Raw genomic sequence first — 6,835 nt, 5'->3', positions numbered from 1 at the left:
TCTTTTAAGCTGGAAACCTGATATCTTTCTGTTTCGGTCAGTTGTGTATAGGCCATAGTGCATTTTCCTTTGGCGAGAAAGATGCCTACTATAGCAACTGACCGCCCTTCTGAAAAATTGCACTTATTAGTCGAATCCGCCATAGTTAATTATTTGTGGGAACCATCACAACTAAAAATGTAACTTGTTGAAAAAATTGTACATTATTTGTTGATTTTTGTGATAAAAATTATATCAAGCTTGGTATGTTTTTCAATAGGTTAATTTGATGTAATCATTTGAATTTATTGTCATTATTTTTTCGGTCATGTATTCAATGCGGTTATCATCTCATTAATCACCGACTTTAGTCGGTGGTTGTTGAGTTTTTATTAGTCATAAGCCATATTGATTTAAATAGCCAAGTTATGAATATAAATAAACTTGGCATATCTACAAAACAACAAGACATTTATTTATAACATTGAATTGTCTTTTAATACCTTTTCTAAGTTAGGAAAAACAGTAAAACCGTCGCTATCTAAGAAATGCCCACCATCAGGGAAACCATACAATTCAGCCCGGAGCTGCTGACTTAAATTTAATGTAAACTGTGGAGGTACAATCTCATCATTAAGCGATAATATTACTATTCGTTGGTTTATTCTGTGTATAAGCGGGTGAAAATCCAAGTTCCCCTCAGTAAATATACTTAATTCGGGTAAAGTCGATAATTTTTCGTAAAATCCTGCGATTAATACAATCCCCCCAATATTTACATTATTAGGTAAAGATGAAATATAACGGAGTGTGGCAATACAACCCAAGCTATGCCCAATAAAAAGCGTTTTTTCATTAGGATTAGGTACACTCTCCTGCAACTTTTCTTGCCATAAATGAGGTGAAGGAGCGTGAGATTCAGGCATATCCGGCACAATTACATGGGCATTTAACCGTTCATATTGACCTTTAAGCCAAGGAAACCAATGATGATCAGGAGTCGCCATAAGGCCATGAACAATAACTACATTATCAAAATTCATCAATTTACCTCATTATACAAAACGTGTCTTATTTACTATGCGCACAAGTATAAAATACTATCATTTAATTTTTATAACTATCTTTTTCGTCATGTCGTTTAAAGTCAGATAATTATACCTTGCTCTAACCTATTAAATAACAAGTGCTCTATTCTAGGCATAGAATGATATCGGTGAATATAATTTTTAAAATTAAACTACAGCTTATTCATCTAATATTGAAATCTTCAAAACCGGATACTTCTGAGATAAATTTAAAGTAGAATATTACTGCAATACCACCTTAAATTTCCCTTGAATAACCGGTCACGCTATATAAAGCTCCAGAAATTAATCTCGATACATGGATTCAATTTCGTTATGGTAACGCTGCATAATAATTTTTCTCCGCAATTTCAGTGTTGGTGTTAATTCACCCGTTTCCATTGAAAATGGCTGTGGCAGTAATATAAAGCGTTTTACCTGATCGAAGTGAGCAAAGTTTTTCTGAATCTCTTTCAAGCGTTGCTCAAACATATCGATAATCTGATTATGACGCAGTAATTCAACCCGATCATGATATTTGAGATTAATTGATCTTGCATATTCTTCTAATGCTTCATAACAAGGCACGATAAGAGCGGATACAAATTTACGGGTATCAGCAATAACAGCAATATGCTCAATAAAACGATCTTGCCCTAGCCTACTTTCAATCATTTGAGGGGCAATATATTTACCATTCGATGTTTTCATCAAATCTTTCAGACGTTCAGTAATAAATAAATTACCATTTTCATCCAGCTTACCGGCATCACCTGTACGTAACCAGCCATCTTGCGTAAATGTCTGAATGGTTTCTTGCTGATTATTGAAATAGCCTTTCATCACAATTGGGCCACGCACCTGTATCTCATTTTCTTCACTGATACGGACGTCAATCCCAGGTAATGGTGTACCAATAGAGCCAAGCACATAACCTTGCTCTTGCCAACAGGAAACCGTGGCACAGGTTTCTGTCATCCCATAGCCATATTTGATATTTACCCCAACAGCAAGGAAAAACAGGATAATCGTTTCATCCAGATGTGCGCCGGCTGCGGGTAAAAAACGAACCCGGCCACCCAAGATATTACGCAGTTTGCTCAATACCAATTTATCGGCCAACTGATACATCGTAGTTGACCAAGGACAGCTTTTTTTACCTTGCAATTTACGTAAAAACTGACGTTCACCACATTTAATCGCCCAGTTAAATAATTTTCTCCGATGCCAGGGTGCCTGAGCAACCTTTTCAAAAATCGCACTGTAAATTTTTTCGTAAAATCTCGGCACTGCACACATCACTGTCGGGCGAACATCTGCCATAGCTTGACGAACAAAGTTAGTGTCAGTCAGATAAACATTCTGTGCGCCTGTATGCATCACATAAAAGCTCCATGCGCGTTCGAAAACATGGGATAGCGGCAGGAAACTTAAGGAAACATCCTGATCAGTTAACGTCAGACGATGGTCATGTGAATACAACTGATAAGCTAAATTACGGTAATCAAGCATGACACCTTTAGGTTCACCGGTTGTACCAGATGTATATATAAGCGTAAAAAGATCGTCCAGATTGTGGTGAGCAATACGGGTTTCCAATTCAGACTGATGTTGTGACTTATTATCAGTCATAAAGTCAGATAAATGCAGTGCTAATGAACAATCGCGCAAATCAACTGATTCATCTAATACGATGATGTGACTTAACTGAGGACACAGTTCTGGCAAAGTGACCGCGACATCATACTGCGCCTGCCCACCAGCAAACAAAATACGCACACCTGCATCATTAAGAATGAAACCAGCTTGTTCCTGGCTGCTGGTTGCATACAAAGGAACAGTGACTGCCCTGAGTTGTAATACTGCGATATCTGTCAGAGACCACGCCATGCTGTTATGTGCAAAAAGGCCAATTTTTTCCTGTACATCAACCCCAATCTCCAGCAGTGCCCGGCTAATGGCTTTTGTCTTTTTGTCAATATCATGCCAGCTTAATTCGAGTTGTTCATCTGGAGACCATTGACGAAAAGCAATTCTCTCTGGGTATTGTTTGATTTGTTGCTGCAACCGGTTTATCACGTGATAAGGATGTAAATTTTCAGTTATCACAACTCTTTTCCTGTTCGAAAAATTTTCTTCTTATCAGAGAAAAAACAGTGATTTTATTCTCTGATAATGCTTTTTTGCATCACTGATTCGCTTTTCAGCTTACAGGTGTTAGCTATTTTCCTTGCAGTCTACCTATTCCTGAACAACAGGAAAAGAATATTTATCAAAAGTTGATAAATTTGTGATAAAACAAAAAACTCACTACCTGTTTATCCAGTAGTGAGTTTCAAGTTAATTAACTGTTGCTAAGTTGGCTCAACAGCGATTTCATCCACTGATGCCCTTTATCTTTTGTTGTAGATTCGTGCCAAATCAAATAGCACGGACGGCTTACCTTATCCCATGGTAATGAAACAGCTCTTATTGCTAATTGTTCGCTGTAGTGTTCAACCAACCATCTTGGCGTAACCGCAACCAAATAGGTTTGAGATACAATATGCAGCACGCTATTCAAGTCAGTTCCCTGATAAACCACAGAACGCAGACGTTCTCCATTTTCATAATAGGGAGCACTGAATGAACCTACATTATCCAATGATACAACTGCATGATGTTCTTCATACAATTGCTGTTCACTAATGCTATTTTCAATTCTTGGATGATTATTGGAAACGGCCAGGACCAACTCATCATTGAATAACGGGTAATGATGAAAATCCATACGTTCCAGCTGTGTATAGCTAATGACAAACTCAGTTTCCTGATACCTGAGCTGATGTTCAATATTATCATGCAGATATGATCGAATCGTAACACCCAGATTTGGTGTATTTTGTTTTACCTGCGCCACTATTTTTGCTGCCAGTCTAATATCTAAAGGGCTACAAATTGAGAGATTAAAAACCCTGTCGCTATTCTCAGGCTCAAAACCAACCCCAGGTAACTCATTATATACTAGTTGTAATGCCTGACGGACAGGACCAAATAATTGATGAGCCCTTGCCGTCGGTTGTATTCCACGCCCATAACGTACAAATAATTCGTCATTGAACATTAACTTCAAGCGAGAAACTGCATTACTAACAGCAGGTTGTGACATTCCCAATATCTGTGCCGCACGTGTTACATTCTGCATTTGCATCACCGCATCAAAAACAGTCAGCAGATTTAGATCCACATTACGTAAATGAATTTCACTTGGATCTTTTTTGGTTGCAGTTACTGAGGTGTATTCAGCCATTGTTTAACTCCACTAAACTCATTCAGATGACCCCGGTTAATAACAAAACATCGGAAATACCTTCATTCATTGCTCAGATATTACGATGACTTTTACTATTAACGAGATCAATTCTCTTAATCATTTTGATGATAAATAATTAAGACTCGTCCTTGTACAAATCTGAATACGCATAGCTAACCAGCGCATCCCCTTATTAATGTTAAAAATATATAATCTCAGTTAGTAGGAAATGTAGATGCTCATTATTCATTCACAAAAAAGTACATTGTGTTAACAATTCATTCACCCTAGTATTCCGTATGTGATGATAAATCAAAGAATGACTCAATTCATAATAAAATTACTGATTTATTATTATTAAACAATTTTATCAGAGTCATTATATTATGAAATTATTTTTTCAACGATATAACATAACTTCCTATTTATACCTATTTGTCAATGACAAACGATGTTTTTCAGAAAAATACAAATCCACTTCCAGCGCCCGGCACGAAAATACTTAATTTTAATTAATCAGTATAATGCGCTATTTTTTATATAAATCTGAGTTTATCACTTAAGCCCAACCCAAACATAAAAGGACAAAATAAAATCTTTTTAAATATAAACAGATCAACACTTCAATTTACAGTCATAGGAAAAGCCAAACCAAGAATCATATGCCTAAATGAATTCTTGACATCACTTTTAAGATAACGTATCAATAAAAGCATCCGAATACCAAACACTCATTAATACTATTGAAAGGTTGGATCAGTATGATTCACTCAATTTGTCTACTAAGCCTACTACTAATCGTATCTAATATGCGCGGTATGCTGGTGGACAGAAAACAGAGTTGATCCAAACCAGACATAAACAAGAACCCGCGCCTTGCGCGGTTTTTTTTTACCTGCTGGGCGCCAAAAATAACCACAAGAGGAGCATGATATGAGCCAGCAAGTTATTATCTTCGATACCACATTACGTGATGGAGAGCAGGCATTACAAGCCAGTTTAAGTGTGAAAGAAAAGCTCCAGATTGCATTGGCTTTGGAGAGAATGGGTGTTGATGTTATGGAAGTTGGTTTTCCGGTTTCCTCTCCTGGTGACTTTGAATCTGTACAGACGATCGCCAGGCAGATAAAAGACAGCCGTGTTTGCGCCTTAGCTCGTTGTGTAGAAAAAGACATTGATGTTGCCGCTGAAGCATTAAAAGTTGCGGAAGCTTTTCGAATTCACGTTTTCCTGGCTACCTCCAACTTACATATTGAATCCAAGCTGAAAAAAACATTCGAAAATGTTATGGAGATGGCCGCTCAATCGATCAAGCGGGCACGTCGTTACACTGATGATGTTGAATTCTCCTGTGAAGATGCCGGCCGAACACCGATTGATAATCTGTGCCGGATTGTTGAAAATGCCATCAAAGCAGGGGCAACGACGATTAACATTCCAGATACTGTCGGTTACACCACACCCTATCAATTTGGCGGCATCATCACTAACTTGATCGAACGTGTTCCTAATATTGACAAGGCGATATTATCCGTACATTGCCACGATGATTTGGGGATGTCTGTCGCCAACTCTATCACTGCGGTGCAATCGGGTGCCCGTCAGATAGAGGGAACGATGAATGGTCTGGGTGAACGTGCCGGCAACTGCTCGCTGGAAGAAGTGATCATGGCAATTAAAGTTCGTCAGCAAATGTTAGGCGTTTATACTCATATCAATCATCAAGAAATTTACCGTACCAGTCAGTTAGTTAGCCAGTTATGTAATATGCCGATCCCAGCGAATAAAGCGGTTGTTGGTAGCAATGCATTTGCCCACTCATCCGGTATTCATCAGGATGGCGTACTGAAAAATCGCGAAACTTACGAAATTATGACGCCGGAATCCATCGGCCTGAAAGAAATTCAATTGAATCTGACTTCCCGCTCCGGTCGCGCAGCCGTGAAACACCGTATGGAAGAGATGGGATATCAGGACAAAGATTACGATCTGGATAGTTTATACGAAGCCTTTTTGCGTCTGGCAGATAAGAAAGGCCAGGTATTTGACTATGATTTGGAGGCGTTAGCTTTCATCAATCTGCAACATCAAGAGCCAGAATTTTTCCGTCTGGATAACTTTAATATCCAATCTGGCTCCAACGTGATAGCAACAGCAGCGATACGTTTAGCGTGTGGTAAAGAGATAAAATCAGAAGCTGCCACCGGTAATGGTCCAGTAGATGCTGTCTATCAGGCAATCAGCCGAATGACTGAATACCCCATTGAGCTGGTTTCTTATCAGTTATCAGGTAAAGGGCAAGGAAAAAATGCGCTGGGTCAGGTCAATATCGTTGTCGAATGCTTTGGACGTTGTTTCCACGGCATGGGACTGGAAACAGATATTGTTGAATCTTCTGCCAAAGCAATGATTCATGCGCTGAATTGTATCTGGCGCGCAGAACAAGTTAAGAAAGAGAAACAACGCATACAGCGAAATATAAAGGAAATAGTGTGAA

General features: G+C 38.5%; 4 protein-coding genes. 1 reads left to right on the top strand and 3 read right to left on the bottom strand.

The features are described from left to right. Nucleotides 1–455: 455 nt before the first annotated feature. The 3 genes from C5471_RS19795 to leuO form a co-directional block, all read right to left on the bottom strand. Nucleotides 456–1,022: an RBBP9/YdeN family alpha/beta hydrolase gene (locus C5471_RS19795; protein ID WP_133814835.1), complete on the bottom strand. Its 567-nt coding sequence runs from the start codon at nt 1,020–1,022 to the stop codon at nt 456–458. 330 nt (nt 1,023–1,352) lie between these two features. Next, complete coding sequence (locus tag C5471_RS19790) at nt 1,353–3,152, bottom strand: AMP-dependent synthetase/ligase (protein WP_208862187.1); 1,800 nt, start codon at nt 3,150–3,152, stop codon at nt 1,353–1,355. 238 nt (nt 3,153–3,390) lie between these two features. Further along, the gene (leuO, locus tag C5471_RS19785) at nt 3,391–4,335 is read right to left on the bottom strand and encodes a transcriptional regulator LeuO (protein ID WP_166296303.1); all 945 of its coding nucleotides are present in this window, start codon (nt 4,333–4,335) and stop codon (nt 3,391–3,393) included. Nucleotides 4,336–5,271: 936 nt separating this feature from the next. Here leuO and leuA point away from each other — a divergent pair. Further along, on the top strand, nt 5,272–6,834 hold the full coding sequence (gene leuA, locus C5471_RS19775; RefSeq protein WP_133814838.1) for a 2-isopropylmalate synthase: 1,563 nt from the start codon (nt 5,272–5,274) through the stop codon (nt 6,832–6,834). Nucleotide 6,835 lies beyond the last annotated feature (1 nt).

Origin of the sequence: Photorhabdus tasmaniensis (genome assembly GCF_011189505.1) — a bacterium.
GTDB classification, from domain to species: Bacteria; Pseudomonadota; Gammaproteobacteria; order Enterobacterales; family Enterobacteriaceae; genus Photorhabdus; species Photorhabdus tasmaniensis.
Note: the sequence above shows the minus strand (reverse complement) of the source record. Positions and strands in the feature narration are given on the sequence as shown.